The following is a 12,318-nucleotide window of genomic DNA, read 5'->3' as shown; positions in this document are numbered from 1 at the left end:
AATCAGAACCCGTTTTTTAGGTCGTGCAAATTTAAGTATTAAAGTTGATTTTTCTGAAAAAAAACTCCCAATTAATTAACTTAAAACGAAGTATTAACATTTAATATAAATATGCATTAGAAAAGTTATTACATCTTAAAACCCAATGAAAAGTATAGTGTTTGTCACTTTTTAAAGTTTTACTACAAAATGCAAGTTTAGACTAAACTTATATTCTTACTATTTTGACAATAACATAATAAATTATTCTTATTCATTATTCTATCTTCTTTTGGAGGATATCCTAAAAAGGTTAAATAATTCTCTATGGTAGAAATATCGTTTGCTGTATTATAATTGAATGATATGGATGACTCTCTTAAGCACATATAAATACTAGAAATTTTTTCTAACTGTAACAATTCATTTTTTATTCTATTTGCGCAACTTATACAATACAGGTTACGCACCAATACGGTTGCTCTTCTCATATGTAAATACGTTTTTAGTTCCCGCTATTACTTCTCCTTTTCTAATCCCTATCCAGTTTCAAATCAAAAAAACAATAACGGGAATCTATAATCCGTAACTTATACCCATTTAATCGAATATAATTACTACAAAGCTTTAATGTATTCTACTAAATCTGATTTTTCCAGACTTGTTAATTTTAATTCAAAATGGTTGTCATAATGCGTTATCACATCATTTAAGCTAGCAAATCTACCATCATGATAAAACCCTGAACTTTGTTTTGCAAATAATCCTCTTAAAGGAGGTGTTCTATACATTCCCGTAGGTGATCTGTTTGCTTCAAAGCCATCTATTCCTATGGATTCTGGAGTATGCAACACATTATCTACAAAGGCAGCACCAGCATGACAACTCACACAATTTGCTTTCCCTTCAAAAATCATTTTCCCTCGTATAGCTGCCTGTTCATTATAAGTAGATGGATCTGGTTTTGGCGGCAATAGTGATAATTGATATTGTAATAACGCCTCTAACTTATCATCATCTATTAAATTTTCAGCTGATGTTACATCAAACAAACCTCTCTCTACCGCAAGTGGGAATTTGTCAGGATCATTAAGTCTGGGATCTGAGAAACTCCCTAAACCACCCATATCCAGTACGCCTATAAATCTATTCCAATATGAAATCTCTCCCCATCCTGTATAAGTTTCTTTTTCTACACCTTGCAAACCATAAGCCGGAGGTATTATAAGCGTTGCTAGGTCTCCATTTGGTTTCGTTACTTTTCCATCCATGAGTAATACGGGGGCAAACCTTCCTGGTCCCCAATTATTTACTACGCTGTTAAATGTTACCTGGTCTACTTTTAAAATATCTGCTAAAGACGCATTATTAATAAAGCCCAAAATGGCACCAACATTGAGTTCATTATTAGCCCAACCATCCAATCTATTACCGATACCTTCTGCAAATGAGTTATCGACATTAGAATGACATAATGCACAAGTAATTCCTGTAGATATTAAGTTTCCTGTATTATCAAAATTCCCTTTAACACCAACGACGGCATCTAAACTTAAAAGTGCTGCAGTAGTAAGCGGATCATCTAAGTCGACTGATCCATCATTAATACCATCAACTACACTTTGTGGCAATGCTGTTGCATCAACTTTTAGTCCAATACTTAGTGCTGTACTTGGACTCAAACCTGGCCCAAAACCACCATTCGCTTCGCCTAATATGGCTTTATCCAGCTCTAGCACACCTGACCAAAAGGCTTCGTCTCCAAAGGTATCGTGTCTAAAAATCTCTTTTCCTAATTCTACTAATGCTGGATTTAATTGAACTTCAACTGGTGGTGGAATATTTAAAGTTCTAGGGGGATCGTCATCATCATTTTTGCATTGTATAAAAACGAATACTATAGTGAATAATAATAAAATACGGAATATTCTTTTAGATGTCATAGCTTGTATCTTTTAGTTAAACATGATGTTTAAACTTTAGATAAACAAACTATAAAAAGGTTACAAAAAATGCAGAAATTAACATTCTGGCTTTCTTTTATTAACCTACTCTGGCTTCAAAAATTTTTAAATATAAAAACGTACTCATTTTTCTAGCACGTCTTTTAGCATTTTCGGCATAATCGCCTTCAAAAAGTTCATCTATAGTTTGAAACCAAAGATTTAGCCACAAACCAAAATGTGTTTCAGTGATACTATTGTTATTTTCAGCATCTACTTTTATATGTGCATCTAAAGGGTTACTCAAATACTTCTGCTCCAGTTTACGAGTCATGAAAAGACTTGATTCCCAAAAAGTCGTCAATCGTTCTAAATGCCCATCCCAATCTTTTATAGTATCATTAAAGAAGGGCCCCAAAATAGGGTCCTTTCTTACTTTATTATAAAATGACGACACCAATAAAAACACATCGTCCCTGGAATTTATATCTTTTTTATTCATAGTGCACAAAGTTAATCTATTATTTCTCGCTAAGACTCAAAGACGCAAAGAATTGAAGATCGACTACCAATGACAGAAAACAGTTCACAGAATTCAATTTTAACTAAAATCTGTAGCTAAAAATATCACTAAAAATCTTTAAGTTAAAAAATCGTAATTCATAATTAGTAATTCGTAATTCGTTAGTATTTTAGCAATATGATTTCAGTAGTAATTCTCGGTTCTGGCAATGTTGCAACTCATTTATTTAAGGCTTTTAACCAAGCAGAGGACATTGTTATAAATCAATGGTATAGTAGACGTATAACAGCCATCGCTTCTTATAAAAATGACGTGGAAATTATTGATGACTTATCATTGATCAAAGATGCGGATGTTTATATTTTAGCTGTTAGTGACGATGCCATTTCTGAGCTTTCATCTCAACTTCCTTTTGAAAACAAATTAGTATTGCATACTTCGGGAAGTGTGAGTGTATATGATATCGATAAAAAGCATAAACGAGGGGTATTCTACCCATTGCAAACGTTTAGTAAAGAAGCCGAAATAGATTTTTCAACTGTACCGATTTGCATTGAAACTATCGATAAAAAAAGCTATCCTATTATAAAAAATCTAGCTTTAACTATTGGTAGTCCTACAAAAAGGGTTAATAGTGACCAACGCAAAGTATTACATTTGGCGGCTGTTTTTGTGAATAATTTTACTAACCAATTATATAGAATAGGGCACGAAATAACAGAAAGTCAAGGAGCCGAGTTCGACCTTTTAAAACCTCTCATTCTGGAAACAGCTAAAAAAGTACAGGATTTATCTCCCTTTAAAGCTCAAACGGGTCCTGCAAAACGTCATGACAAAAAAACAATACGTAAGCATTTAAAACTTTTAGAAGACCAACATCACGAAGACATTTACCAACTATTAACCACCTCTATACAACACACACATGGAAGAAAAAAATTATAAAGAATACTTAGAACACATCACAACTTTTATTTTTGATGTAGATGGCGTTTTAACAGATGGTACAGTAACCGTAACATCTTCTGGTGAGATGCTACGAAAAATGAACATGAAAGATGGCTATGCTTTAAAAACTGCCATCGATATGGGATATAATATTTGCATTATTTCCGGGGGTTCTAATGAAGGGGTTCGCATTCGTTTACAGGGATTAGGTGTTTCTAATATTTATTTGGGCGCACATAACAAAATTGAACAGCTAGACGAATATCTTAAAGATAATGATATTAAATCTGAAAATGTTCTTTATATGGGTGATGACATTCCTGATTTTCCGGTAATGAAAGGTATTGGCTTACCTTGTTGCCCACAAGATGCCGTTCCTGAAATAAAAAATATATCGAAATATATCTCACATAAAAAAGGAGGTAAAGGTGCCGTTCGTGATGTCATTGAACAAGTGCTTAAGGTACAGGAGAAATGGAACGGTAATTTTGGTGCTAAGTACGACTAGTTGTTGGTTGTTGGTTGTTGGTTGTTGGTTGTTGGAAAATAAATATTTAGAAGTTTGAGACAACATTCTTAATTTTCAACTAAGCATTGGGCTTTTTAAACCTTTATTTGAATAGTTATTTGCTCTCAAAGACACTAGGACGCAAAGATATTATTTGTGAAAAGAAACAGAAGAAGACATAGCACTGGATTTGGTTATATTGGATTTGGTAACAATCAAAATGTTTTCAATCAATATGCTAATAAGCCTTTTTCTGTTCTTAAAGAAAAATTAAACAATGAAACGTATTTACATTATCAACTCGATTTTTCGCATAAAAAATTAACAAAATCAGAAAGAGAAGTCATAAAAAATAAGATTAGAAAAAGTGAAAAAATTATAATGAGAAAAACAATTGTTATATTCGTTTTCGTATTTATTTTTATCCTTTTCATCATTAAATTATTAATTGACAATTTCATGTCTAACTTATAAACTAAAAGTATATTCAGATATTGAACTTCTTAAATCTCATTCGCTGGAAAAACTTACTCATGATTGCCCTTGTGCAATTACTTATTAAATATGCCTTTTTAGAACCATTTGGCGCTCAAATAAGCTTAACACCTTTAGGAATTACACTTTTAATTCTTTCGACTATTTCTATTGCTGCTGCGGGAAATATTATTAATGACATTTATGATGTCGAAACTGATTTTGTAAACAAACCAGATAAATTAATCATTGGTAAATCTATTTCGGAAAAAACAGCTTATAATTTATTTATTGCTTTTAATGTTATTGGTGTTGGTATTGGCTTCTATATATCACATCTGGTTGGAAAAAGCCCTTTCTTTTCCATTTTTGTTATTATTTCGGCATTACTTTATGTGTATGCCACTTATTTAAAACGAACACTTTTAATAGGTAATATTGTTATTTCTATTTTAGTAGCATTAAGTATTATTATTGTGGGTGTTTTTGAATTACTTCCAGGTATTACGCCACAAAATCAGCAAATGCAACTGATGTATTTTAACACGGTACTTGATTATGCCATATTTGCGTTCATCATTAATTTACTAAGAGAAATAGCCAAAGACATTGAAGATATTGATGGTGACTATAAAGTAGGCATGAAAACGTTACCTATTGTAATTGGTAGAGACCGTGCTACCAAAGTATTATTTGTTTTATCATTTGTACCGCTTTTTACTATTGCTTACTATACGATTAATTCTTTGTACAAAAATCAAATAGCTGTTATTTACTTTTTGCTATTCATAATTGGCCCATTACTCTATATATGTATTAAAACTTATAGTGCTACAACTAAAAATGATCATCATCATATTAGTAACATACTTAAATTAGTGATGCTTTTTGGAATGCTTTCCTTACTTTTATACAAGTATATCTTACTTAAATGATGCTTAACGAAAAACTAAAAAGCCACCATATTATTTTAGCTTCTGGTTCTCCCAGAAGGCAAGAATTTTTCAAAAACTTGGGATTAGATTTTGAAATCATTCTAAAACCTGTAAAAGAAGAGTATCCACCACGCCTAACACATTTTGAAATTAGCAACTATCTCGCTCAATTAAAAGCACTTCCCTTTAAAAACAAATTAAAAGACAATGATATTCTTATTACTAGCGACACCATAGTTTGGCATCATAATAAAGCCTTAGGAAAACCTAGAGATAAAGACGAAGCTTTTAGTATTATAAAATCTTTAAGTAATACCACTCATGAAGTTATTACCTCGGTTTGTTTTACAACTAAAACTTTTGAAAAAACACTACATGCTATTACTAAAGTTACTTTCAAAGATTTAACAGACGAAGAGATTGAATACTACATAAACACCTGCAAACCATTTGATAAAGCAGGTGCTTACGGCATTCAAGAATGGATAGGACAAATAGGAGTGACTAAATTAGAAGGCTCCTATTTTAATGTTATGGGCTTACCCACTCATCTTGTTTATAAAACGTTAAATGCTATTGTTGACGCATCATCATAAGTTTTATAGTATATTTTCATTAACTAATTACACGCATTACCAGTCATAATAGTCGCATCTGGGTTATCTGCACCATTATTAATACACTCATATCTGTCAGCACCTGTTGGTTCGGTTATTATATTGTTCAAAATAGAAAAAGATGCATTTGTACCAAATGTACGAATGCCATCACTTTCATTAGGTTTAATATTATTAGAAGATACTTCTACATGAGATACGTTACCAACACCTAGACCACCATTCACCTCATTGTTTTTGAAGGTGATACCTTGAGCATTGGAAATAGTTACATTATTTGTATTTAAAAACTTATTACCGTCTAGCACAATTTTATAATCTTTGTATTCCTCTTTGTTATTCAGATTAGTAAGATACGCATGAAAGCCTCCTGATGTAATTTCATTACCTTTAATCTCTACATCATCACTATGCGTATTCGTTGCTTGTATACCGTTTCCTGATACGTTAATGGCATTGTTATGAATTCGAGCTTTAAAAGCTTTACTTAACTGAATGCCTGCACCACAATCTTTTATGACGTTTTCATGTACATAGGCTTCATTCGAGCCTGTAACAATTCCAAGGCTATAACCTTCTATAGTATTACCTGCAATCTCATTATCGAATACGGTAACACCTGTTCCAGCTGCAAAGATGGCCCAGCTTTCTGTAGCAGTCCCTGTTGCTTTGAATCTGTTATTGATCACTTTGCTTCTAGAAACAAATGAATAAACAACTCTGGTTCCTATATCATTGTCTTCCACTGTTAAGTCTTGTCCAATAGTCAATGTAACAAAGCCTCCTCTACTACCTGTTTCTGTATTTCCTTTTATGAGTACATTAAAAACGCGTTGTCGTTCCTTAAGCACACCATTCTCATCTCTATACCGGTCTGGTTCAATATTAATGGCATAGCCTACTTCGCCTCCTTTAGAATTGGGAGAAGGCAAACCTGTATCTATAAATGTATTATTTTCGATTAGAACATCACGACCGTCTGTAAGCGCTATCGCCATTCTTCTGGATCTCAAGAATTCACAGTTCTTGATAATGACACCAGTTGTAGGATCATAGTTTGGGTTAAAAGAAAATCCAGTAGAATAAATGGTTATGGATCCCACAGAACCTTCTATGAATTTGATACCGTCTAAAGTTACATTCTTTCCCGAATGGATATGAAACAAATGACTACCTTCCTGACCATCGTCCTCAGAATATTGACGTTGTTCCCTATCGCCATGTAAAATACCTCCAGTTATGGTTACATTAGATTCATGTCTGACTGCCAGTAAGGTTGCTCCTTCTCTACTTATCCCTAACTGAGCAGGGAATACACGCAAGTGAGTATTATCAGTCATTACCAAATTAAAATCAGAAGGAATATTCACAGCCTCTTGAGAAGGATACCAGTTTACATTAGTTGTTGTACTGGTGACTTTAGTAATTTCAAAATAAGCATCGAGTTTATCAATATTAAATGTTGTAGCTCCCAACTCTTTTGTGAAAAACATAACACTTTCTAATATGTTATTGTTTTTTAAAGCAACCTCAGAATTCGTTTTTCCTTCAAAAAGATCCCATCTTAGGGCATAGAATTTAAATGTAGGGTCTATTAATGTAACATCACCTTCGAGTTTAAGTTTAGAACTGAGAAGTCTACCATCAATTTTACCACCACTCGAGAAATTTAACTTGCCATTGATAATATCTCCTCCTCCAAATTCAACAATAACATTAGTAGGCAATGTAATCGTCTCTTCTTTAAGGTCTAAAACACAGTCTATGATTATTGTTGAATTAGCTGTAACATTATATAAATCAAAGCCGCAAGGTGTCGTAATTGTATTTGGCGGCATGTCTTTTTCGATATCTTCCGGAGAATCATCGATCTTTTCTTTGCTACACGATATAGCAATACAACTCATAAACATGAGTAGGTAATAAAGTAGGTTTTTCATTTGGGGTCATTTGTTTGTTGTACGAAATTATTAACGTTTCAAGTTCGAATTAATTGTAAAAAAAAGTAGGTTATAATAATTCAAACGTTGGTCTTTTTTTGTGAAAGATAATTCATATTACAGTGCTATCAAATATTTATAGTTTTTTAGAACTTTCATAAGAATAGCATGAGCAAAATTACGCACTAAATTCATCGGCTTATCTTGTTTACAAAACGTTAAATGATATTGTTAACGCACCATTAGTTTGTAACTTTATCATATTTAAATATCCAAATCATGATACAAGCATTCAAAAAAATCATTAAAGTAGAAATAGCTTTTTACATCATTATTGCGATCCTAAGTTTGCTGACTTCTTGTAAAAAGGAAAAAGCCTCAAAAGAATTAGCACTTCATACAACAACAAATAATACAGTAAACGAAGATTTAAAACTAAAAGAACCGTCTCAAGAATTTAAAAATTATTGGTATGCTGGTCAAGCCGAAATATCATCGTACAAATTAGAACAAGCTCGCTATGGTGAAATAAGAAGCGGGCATGCAGTTTTAATATATGTAACAGAAGATTTCTTACCGAACATTCAAGTAAAAGCAGATAGACAAAACGCAAACAGTGTTTCTGTTTTGAAATTAAATGCCACTAAAAAATTTAATACTGGTATATATCCATATTCTATAATGCAAAGCACCTTCTACCCAGTTTCTAATAATAAACATGCCGTAAAAATATCCAGTTCTATGCAAGAATGGTGTGGACATGTATACGCTCAACTTAACAATAAAGAACAATTTGAGATCATGTCACATTCTTATTTTGAAGGAGAAGCTGATAAAAGTTTTAACTTAGACAAAGCTATTTTAGAGAATGAATTATGGACACAATTACGTATCGACCCTAAATCGCTTCCAACTGGAGATCTAGAAATTATTCCTTCTTTTGAATATAACCGATTAAGACATGTTCCTATAAAGGCGTATAAAGCCTTAGCGACCATGCAAGAAAATATATATTCAATTTCTTATCCCGAACTAAATAGGACGTTATCAATTACTTTCAACCCAAACTTCCCTCATGATATTTTAAGTTGGGAAGAACATTTTAAAAGTGGTTTTGGAGCAAATGCTAAGGTTTTAAAAACTAAGGCTACCAAATTAAAAACAATCAAATCTGCATATTGGGGTAAAAACACTAATAAAGATGAAATTTTGAGAAAAGAACTCCATTTACAATAGTTGTTTTTATCTTTGAGAAATATTTAAAATTGTTAGAATGTCAGACTATTTCTCTCTACATCAAGATAAAATTATAAACGCAGCTATCGTACTTGTTGTATTCTTTATTCTTCAACTTATCACTGGATTAATAGTCCGCGCCATTGGAAAATCGAAAAAAATTCTGGTAAGTCGTGCTAAAATAGTAGCACGTTATTTTTCGGTAAGTCTTTTTCTTATTACATTACTTATCGTTGCTTTTATTTTTGGAATTAAAATTGAAGATTTAGTAGTTGTTTTTTCATCAGTTTTTGCCGTTATAGGGCTTGCTTTGTTTGCTAGTTGGTCTATACTGAGTAATGTCACATCGGGCATTATACTATTTTTCTCTTTTCCTTATAAAATTGGAGATAAAATTAAAATTCATGATAAAGAATTTGAAATAGAAGCTATTATTGAAGATATAAGATCCTTCCAAATTCATTTAAGAAGAGATAATGGCGATTTAGTAACTTATCCTAACAGTTTACTCCTGCAAAAAGCTGTGACAATAATAGAAAAAGATGCTTTCGATAAGTAACCGTAAAAATAAGCCCACATAAGTTAAAGAAACATTAAAACCCACCCTTTGGGTATTTTACTTTGCTATATTTGATTTTTAGCTAACTAAACAATCATGCAAAGAAATACACTCAATTCATTAATATTACTTTTTTTATTTTCTTTTTCATACGCACAAAAACCCAAAACACCAGCATCTTCAGAAATATACGAATCTATTCAAAAACTTAATTTTCTAGGTTCTGTCCTGTATGTCGCGGCACACCCCGATGATGAAAATACGCGTCTTATTGCTTATATGTCTAATCATGTTAAAGCAAGAACAGCATATTTATCTTTAACTCGAGGCGATGGCGGACAAAATCTTATTGGCCCAGAAATTAGAGAATTACTAGGTGTCATAAGAACTCAGGAATTATTAGCAGCAAGACGTGTTGATGGTGGTGAACAATTATTTACCAGAGCCAACGATTTTGGTTATTCAAAACATCCGGACGAAACTTTAGAAATCTGGAACAAAGATCAGGTTTTAAGTGATGTCGTTTTAGCCATTAGAAAATTCAAACCAGATATTATAATCAACAGGTTTAACCACAGAACACCTGGTACCACGCATGGTCATCATACAAGTTCTGCCATGTTGAGCATGGAAGCTTTTGATCTTGCCAACGATAATTCTGCATATCCTGATCAACTAAAAGATGCTGGCCTCTGGAAGCCACAACGCTTATTTTTTAATACCAGTTGGTGGTTTTATGGTAGCAGGGAAAAATTTGAGAAAGCCGATAAAAGTAACATGATTAGCTTTGACATAGGGACATACTATCCGCTTAAAGGATTGTCTAATAATGAATTAGCATCTATTGCAAGTAGTCAACATTTATGTCAAGGGTTTGGGCGTTTAGCACAACGAGGCTCACAACAAGAATACATTGAATTTTTAAAAGGTACTCCATTAACAGACAACGAAAATATTTTTGCTGGTATTGATACCTCATGGAATCGCATTAAAGGAGGAAAAGCCATTGGAGATATTTTACTCAAAGTTGAAAATGAATTTAATTTTGTAAACCCTTCAGACCATATTCCACAGCTAATAGAAGCTTATAAACGACTTCAAAATATTGAAGATGAACATTGGAAAATCCAAAAAACAAAAGAACTAAAAACTATTATTGAAATGTGCGCTGGTTTGTATTTAGAAGCCTCGGCAGAAACCAATTGGGCTACCCAAAATGAAACTATAAACTTAAACATTGAAGCCTTAAATAGAAGTCATGCCGCTATCACCTTAGTAAGTTTTAATAACGCTAACAATTTAAATATTTCAAAAAATATCGCGTTAAAAAGCAATACTAAATACAACTTTAAAGAAGTCATTAACATTAAAAGTGATGCACAACCGACCACCCCATATTGGCTAAGCAACAAAGGCACTTTAGGCATGTATAAAGTAGAAGATAAAAGCTTGATAGGTTTGCCAGAAACTCCAAGAACTTACAATATAGATTTTAATCTACTTATTGAAAATACACCTATAACATTTACAAAAAGTATTATACAGCGTTATTCAAAACCAGACAAAGGTGAGTTATACCGCCCGTTTGAAATCATACCGGAAGCCTCAGCAAGAATTACCGAAAAAGTTATCATTTTTGAAAACGACAAACAACGGGATATCACTGTTGTGGTCAAGGCAGGGAGAAATGAATTAGAAGGCGATGTAGAAATATCTCATCCAAATAATTGGAACGTATATCCTAAAAAACAAAAAGTATTTATTAAAAATAAAGGAGAAGAACAAACACTTGTTTTTACAGTAGTTCCTCCTAAAAACCAAAACGAAGGCTACATGAGCCCTATTGTTCATATTAATAACAAAAATTACACTAAAGAACTTATTGAGATAGGCTACGAGCACATTCCGTTTCAAACGGTTTTATTACCTAGCGAAAGTAAAATTGTCCGTCTCGACATTCAAAAGAAAGGTGAAAATATAGCCTACATTCAAGGTGCTGGAGACGTTGTTCCTGAAAGCTTACAACAAATCGGGTATCAAGTCCGCATTATAAAACCTGAAGAAATTGATGCTGAAATATTAAGCAGATTTGATGCTGTAGTCGTTGGAATACGTGCTTATAATACTGTTGAAGATTTAAAATTCAAACAACAACTTCTTTTTGATTTTGTTGCTGAAGGCGGCAATATGATTGTACAATATAATACGAGTCATCGTGTAAAAGTTAATGATTTAGCACCTTATGACATAAAATTATCCCGTGATAGAGTTACTGACGAATATGCAGATGTTCGTTTTTTAAATCCTAAACACCCTGTTTTAAACTATCCTAATAAAATAACTCAAAAAGATTTTGAAGGTTGGACACAAGAACGTGGTTTGTATTTTCCTAATGAATGGTCTGACGAATTCACTCCTATTTTGTCTATGAATGATAAAAATGAAACCCCAAAAGATGGTAGTTTGTTGGTTGCTAAACATGGAAAAGGCCATTACATTTATACAGGATTAAGCTTTTTTAGAGAGTTTCCTGCAGGAGTTTCTGGAGCTTACCGCTTATTCGCTAACATGCTTTCTATAGGTAAAGAAGATTTAAAGCAAGAAGCAAGACTAAACGATTAATTATGACAGACAAAAAACAACCTAAACAGCCCTG

General features: G+C 32.6%; 11 protein-coding genes. 7 read left to right on the top strand and 4 right to left on the bottom strand.

Annotation, left to right across the window (positions count from 1 at the left end; all coding sequences use genetic code 11):
- Positions 1 to 197 precede the first annotated feature (197 nt).
- From Q4Q47_RS23525 to Q4Q47_RS23515, 3 genes are all read right to left on the bottom strand, one after another.
- On the bottom strand, positions 198 to 470 hold the full coding sequence (locus Q4Q47_RS23525) for a cation transporter (protein ID WP_303309170.1): 273 nt from the start codon (positions 468 to 470) through the stop codon (positions 198 to 200).
- A 126-nt stretch (positions 471 to 596) separates the two neighbouring features.
- Entirely contained in the window at positions 597 to 1,922 is a 1,326-nt protein-coding gene (locus tag Q4Q47_RS23520; protein ID WP_303309169.1) for a hypothetical protein, read from the bottom strand.
- A 100-nt stretch (positions 1,923 to 2,022) separates the two neighbouring features.
- Positions 2,023 to 2,424: a group III truncated hemoglobin gene (locus Q4Q47_RS23515; protein ID WP_303309168.1), complete on the bottom strand. Its 402-nt coding sequence runs from the start codon at positions 2,422 to 2,424 to the stop codon at positions 2,023 to 2,025.
- A gap of 198 nt (positions 2,425 to 2,622) precedes the next feature.
- Between Q4Q47_RS23515 and Q4Q47_RS23510 the strand changes: the two genes are divergently transcribed.
- From Q4Q47_RS23510 to Q4Q47_RS23495, 4 genes are all read left to right on the top strand, one after another.
- The gene (locus Q4Q47_RS23510) at positions 2,623 to 3,390 is read left to right on the top strand and encodes a Rossmann-like and DUF2520 domain-containing protein (RefSeq protein ID WP_303309167.1); all 768 of its coding nucleotides are present in this window, start codon (positions 2,623 to 2,625) and stop codon (positions 3,388 to 3,390) included.
- Complete coding sequence (locus Q4Q47_RS23505) at positions 3,371 to 3,901, top strand: KdsC family phosphatase (RefSeq protein WP_303309166.1); 531 nt, start codon at positions 3,371 to 3,373, stop codon at positions 3,899 to 3,901. Before Q4Q47_RS23510 ends, Q4Q47_RS23505 begins: the two co-directional genes overlap by 20 nt.
- A 494-nt stretch (positions 3,902 to 4,395) precedes the next feature.
- The gene (locus Q4Q47_RS23500) at positions 4,396 to 5,310 is read left to right on the top strand and encodes a geranylgeranylglycerol-phosphate geranylgeranyltransferase (protein WP_303309165.1); all 915 of its coding nucleotides are present in this window, start codon (positions 4,396 to 4,398) and stop codon (positions 5,308 to 5,310) included.
- Positions 5,310 to 5,906: a Maf-like protein gene (locus Q4Q47_RS23495; RefSeq protein ID WP_303309187.1), complete on the top strand. Its 597-nt coding sequence runs from the start codon at positions 5,310 to 5,312 to the stop codon at positions 5,904 to 5,906. The genes Q4Q47_RS23500 and Q4Q47_RS23495 overlap by 1 nt, the downstream gene beginning before the upstream one ends.
- Before the next feature lie 23 nt (positions 5,907 to 5,929).
- Here Q4Q47_RS23495 and Q4Q47_RS23490 read toward each other — a convergent pair whose 3' ends face one another.
- On the bottom strand, positions 5,930 to 7,867 hold the full coding sequence (locus Q4Q47_RS23490) for a right-handed parallel beta-helix repeat-containing protein (protein ID WP_303309164.1): 1,938 nt from the start codon (positions 7,865 to 7,867) through the stop codon (positions 5,930 to 5,932).
- Between the two features lie 279 nt (positions 7,868 to 8,146).
- On the opposite strand from Q4Q47_RS23490, the gene Q4Q47_RS23485 reads away from it, so the two are divergent.
- The 3 genes from Q4Q47_RS23485 to Q4Q47_RS23475 all read left to right on the top strand — a co-directional run bounded on the left by Q4Q47_RS23485 (position 8,147) and on the right by Q4Q47_RS23475 (position 12,284).
- On the top strand, positions 8,147 to 9,103 hold the full coding sequence (locus Q4Q47_RS23485; protein ID WP_303309163.1) for a septum formation inhibitor Maf: 957 nt from the start codon (positions 8,147 to 8,149) through the stop codon (positions 9,101 to 9,103).
- Between the two features lie 37 nt (positions 9,104 to 9,140).
- On the top strand, positions 9,141 to 9,662 hold the full coding sequence (locus Q4Q47_RS23480; RefSeq protein WP_303309162.1) for a mechanosensitive ion channel domain-containing protein: 522 nt from the start codon (positions 9,141 to 9,143) through the stop codon (positions 9,660 to 9,662).
- A gap of 96 nt (positions 9,663 to 9,758) precedes the next feature.
- Entirely contained in the window at positions 9,759 to 12,284 is a 2,526-nt protein-coding gene (locus Q4Q47_RS23475) for a PIG-L family deacetylase (protein ID WP_303309161.1), read from the top strand.
- Positions 12,285 to 12,318: the final 34 nt, after the last annotated feature.

The organism is Flavivirga spongiicola (assembly GCF_030540825.1).
Classification (GTDB): Bacteria; Bacteroidota; Bacteroidia; order Flavobacteriales; family Flavobacteriaceae; genus Flavivirga; species Flavivirga spongiicola.
This window is presented reverse-complemented; position numbering and strand designations above follow the sequence as displayed.